Annotated in this window: 3 protein-coding genes; all 3 read left to right on the top strand. The window is 70.5% G+C overall.

The genetic code is table 11. The features are described from left to right. Window positions 1–201, top strand: a 201-nt coding sequence (locus tag CKO13_RS11385; RefSeq protein ID WP_200261112.1) for a DprA-like winged helix domain-containing protein, incomplete at its 5' end; no start/stop codon positions are given. A 2-nt stretch (window positions 202–203) separates the two neighbouring features. Beyond that, window positions 204–674, top strand: a complete 471-nt coding sequence (locus CKO13_RS11380; protein ID WP_200261110.1) for a Smg family protein — start codon at window positions 204–206, stop codon at window positions 672–674. A gap of 95 nt (window positions 675–769) precedes the next feature. Next, complete coding sequence (locus CKO13_RS11375) at window positions 770–3,157, top strand: DNA topoisomerase I (RefSeq protein ID WP_200261107.1); 2,388 nt, start codon at window positions 770–772, stop codon at window positions 3,155–3,157. The last annotated feature ends 103 nt before the right edge of the window (window positions 3,158–3,260 follow it).

Here is a 3,260-nt window from a genome sequence, read left to right as displayed (position 1 = left end):
GCCGCCCCTGCCGCCCCCGGCTCCGAGGAGGCTCAGGTACTTGCAGCGCTCGGCCACGACCCGGTCACCCTCGATACCCTCGAGCGGCGCTCTGGATTGACGCCCGATAGGCTTTCATCCATTCTGCTCGACATGGAGCTAAAGGGCTTGTTGACTGCGATACCCGGGGGCCGGTATCAGCGGCGCAAGCCAGAGGGCTGAAAATGAAGCAAAATGTTTTCGAAGTGCTGATGTACCTGTTCGAGAACTACCTGTACAACGACGAGGAGCCGGGCGACCGGGACTCGCTCGAGAGCGAGCTCCACGAAGCGGGCTTCAGCGCCCTGGAGATCCGCAAGGCGTTCGAGTGGCTCGACGCCCTCGCCGACTCGCGGGTCCTGCCGGCCTCGCCGTCGGCGGCGCCGTCGATCCGGCTCTTCGGCGAGCCGGAGCTCGCCCGCCTCGACACCGAGACCCGGGGCTTCATCCTCTATCTCGAGCAGGTCGGCATCCTCACCCCCGAGAGCCGCGAGCTCGTGCTCGACCGGATCCTCGCCCTCGACGACGAGGAGGTGGACCTCGACACCGTCAAGTGGGTCATCCTCATGGTGCTCTTCAACCGCCCCGGCGAGGAGGAGGCCTACACCTGGATGGAGAACCTCATGTTCGACGTGCCGACCCACCTCGTCCACTGACAGCGCCGGGCCACCGGCCCGGCTGGTGCCCTTGAGCCCGCGTGGCGAGGCGCCTCTACACCGACCCACCGCCGCCAACCTACGAACTGCTCCCCATGGGTAAGAGCCTCGTCATCGTCGAGTCGCCGGCCAAGGCGCGCACGATCAACAAGTACCTGGGCTCCCAGTACGAGGTGAAGGCCTCCTACGGGCACGTCCGCGACCTCGTCCCCAAGGAGGGGGCCGTCGACCCGGAGCGCGACTTCGCCATGAAGTACGCGCCCATCGAGAAGAACCAGCGCCACGTCGACGCCATCGCCAAGGCGGCCGAGAAGGCCGAGGCCCTCTACCTCGCCACCGACCCCGACCGCGAGGGCGAGGCGATCTCCTGGCACCTCGTCGAGCTGCTGCGCGACAAGGGCGTGCTCGACGGCAAGCCGGTCTACCGGGTGGTCTTCCACGAGATCACCCAGAGCGCCATCCAGGAGGCGATGCAGCACCCCCGGGACATCTCCGCGGAGCTGGTCAACGCGCAGCAGGCGCGGCGCGCCCTCGACTACCTCGTCGGCTTCAACCTCTCGCCGCTGCTCTGGCGCAAGATCACCAGCGGGCTCTCCGCCGGGCGCGTGCAGAGCCCGGCGCTGCGCATGATCTGCGAGCGCGAGCGGGAGATCGAGCGCTTCGAGCCCCAGGAGTACTGGACCATCGAGGCCGACGCCGCCAAGGGCGAGCAGCCCTTCGCCGCCAAGCTCTCGGTCCTCGCCGGCGAGAAGGTCCGGCAGTTCACCATCACCGACGAGGCGCGCGCCCGCGAGGTGGAGCAGACCCTGCGCGAGGCGGCGCGGGCGCAGGCGGACCCGGCCGCCCTCGGCCCGGCGGGCGGCGAGGCCGAGGTCATCGGCGAGCTGCGCGTCGCCGCGGTAGAGCGCAAGCAGCGCCGGCGCAACCCGGCAGCGCCGTTCATCACCTCGACGCTGCAGCAGGAGGCCTCGCGCAAGCTCGGCTTCACCGCCAGCCGGACCATGCGCATCGCCCAGCAGCTCTACGAGGGCATCGACGTCGGCGAGGGCGGCGCCGTGGGCCTGATCACCTACATGCGCACCGACTCCGTCAGCCTCTCCCAGGAGGCGGTCGCCGAGATGCGCGAGGTCATCGCCGAGCGCTACGGCAAGGCGATGCTCCCCGGCAAGCCGAAGGCCTACAAGACCCGCTCGAAGAACGCCCAGGAGGCCCACGAGGCCATCCGCCCGACCTCGGCGGCGCGCCACCCGGACGAGGTGCGCAGCTACCTCAGCGACGAGCAGCGCAAGCTCTACGAGCTCGTCTGGAAGCGCGCCGTGGCCTGCCAGATGAAGCACGCCACCATCCACACCGTCGCCGTCGACCTCGCCGCCGACGCCGACGGGCAGCACCTGCTGCGCGCCACCGGCTCGAGCGTGGCCGACCCCGGCTTCATGGTGGTCTACCGCGAGGGCAGCGACGACGGCAAGGACGACACCGGCGAGAAGTTCCTGCCGGAGCTCGCCGAGGGCGAGCGGGTGGCGCTGCACGCCGTGCGCCCCGAGCAGCACTTCACCGAGCCGCCGCCGCGCTACACCGAGGCGAGCCTGGTCCGGGCGCTCGAGGAGTACGGCATCGGCCGCCCCTCCACCTACGCCTCGATCATCTCCACCCTGCAGCAGCGCAACTACGTGGAGATGGACGGCAAGCGCTTCATCCCCACGGACATTGGCCGGACGGTCAACAAGTTCCTCACCGAGCACTTCGAGCGCTACGTCGACTACGACTTCACCGCCCGGCTCGAGGACGACCTCGACGCTATCTCCCGGGGCGAGCAGGACTGGGTGCCGGTGCTCGAGTCGTTCTGGCGCCCCTTCCGCGAGCGCGTCGAGGAGAAGAAGGGCGTCTCCCGCGAGGAGGTGGTCCAGGCCCGCGAGCTCGGCACGGACCCGGAGACCGGCAAGCCGGTGACCGTGCGCATCGGCCGCTACGGCCCCTTCGCCCAGCTCGGCTCCCGCGACGACGACGAGAAGCCGCGCTTCGCCGGCCTGCGCCCCGGCCAGAGCGTCGACACCATCACCCTCGAGGAGGCCCTCGCCCTCTTCCAGCTGCCCCGCGACATGGGCGAGACCGAGGCGGGCGAGCCGGTGCAGGTGAGCATCGGGCGCTTCGGCCCCTACGTGCGCTTCGCCAACCGCTTCGTCTCCATCCCCAAGGGGGAGGACCCCTACACCATCACCCGCGAGCGGGCCCTGGAGCTGGTCCGCGAGAAGAAGCAGGCCGACGCCAACCGCACGATCCACGACTTCGGCGACGGCGTCCAGATCCTGCGCGGCCGCTACGGCCCCTACGTGACCAACGGCGAGAAGAACGCCAAGGTCCCGAAGGAGCGCGAGCCCAGCGAGCTGACCTACGAGGAGTGCCAGGAGCTGCTCGCCAAGGCCCCGGCGCGCAAGGGCCGGCGCGGCGGCGCCCGGCGCGGGCGGAGCAAGGCCACCAGCTGACGCGCCGCCGGGGGCTTTGGCGCCGCGGGGTTGTTGCTCGGGGGGCAGCGCCGCTAACCGATCCGTGCGGCTCGTCTCACCCCGGCACCGGCAGCTCCGCCAG

Source organism: Halorhodospira neutriphila, assembly GCF_016584055.1.
Taxonomy (GTDB): Bacteria; Pseudomonadota; Gammaproteobacteria; order Nitrococcales; family Halorhodospiraceae; genus Halorhodospira; species Halorhodospira neutriphila.
This window is presented reverse-complemented; position numbering and strand designations above follow the sequence as displayed.